Raw genomic sequence first — 1,008 nt, forward strand, 5'->3', positions numbered from 1 at the left:
ATCCTCTTCATTGATGAACTACACACTATGGTCGGTGCTGGTAAAGGTGAAGGCTCAATGGATGCGGGCAACATGCTCAAACCAGCATTGGCTCGCGGCGAACTTCACTGTGTTGGTGCAACAACATTGGATGAGTACCGTCAATACATCGAAAAGGATGCTGCATTAGAACGTCGTTTCCAAAAAGTGCTGGTGGATGAGCCGACAGTAGAAGATACGGTAGCTATTCTTCGTGGTCTGAAAGAGCGTTATGAACTTCATCACCATGTAGAAATTACTGACCCAGCGATTGTTGCAGCGGCAAGTTTGTCGCACCGTTATATTTCGGACCGTCAGTTGCCAGATAAAGCCATTGACTTGATCGATGAAGCGGCTTCAAGCATTCGTCTACAAATCGATTCAAAACCAGAATCATTGGATAAGCTTGAGCGTAAAATCATCCAACTAAAAATTGAGCAACAAGCACTAAGTAACGAGCACGATGAAGCGAGTGAAAAGCGTCTGCAAGCATTGAATGATGAGTTGAATGAGAAAGAACGCGAATACGCAGAGTTAGAAGAGGTTTGGAATACAGAAAAAGCAGCTCTTTCTGGTACTCAGCATATTAAATCTGAACTAGAGCAAGCTCGTATGGACATGGAGTTTGCGCGTCGTGCTGGTGATCTGAACCGAATGTCTGAGCTTCAATACGGTCGTATTCCGGAATTAGAGAAGCAACTAGACTTGGCGACTCAGGCTGAAATGCAAGAAATGACGCTGCTTCGCAATAAGGTAACAGATAACGAAATCGCAGAAGTGCTTTCTAAACAAACCGGCATTCCAGTATCTAAGATGCTAGAAGCGGAGAAAGAGAAACTACTTCGCATGGAAGCTCGGCTTCACAATCGTGTTGTAGGGCAAAGCGAAGCAGTTGCGGTGGTATCGAACGCGATTCGTCGTAGCCGAGCTGGGCTTTCTGATCCAAACCGACCAATTGGTTCCTTCTTATTCTTAGGTCCAACTGGTGTC

At 45.5% G+C, this 1,008-nt stretch carries 1 pseudogene; it reads left to right on the top strand.

The features are described 5' to 3' along the window. Positions 1-1,008, top strand: a pseudogene (locus tag R7070_RS26700) (type VI secretion system ATPase TssH); the annotation flags it as partial.

Origin of the sequence: Vibrio sp. 1557 (assembly GCF_033340175.1) — a bacterium.
GTDB classification, from domain to species: Bacteria; Pseudomonadota; Gammaproteobacteria; order Enterobacterales; family Vibrionaceae; genus Vibrio; species Vibrio alginolyticus.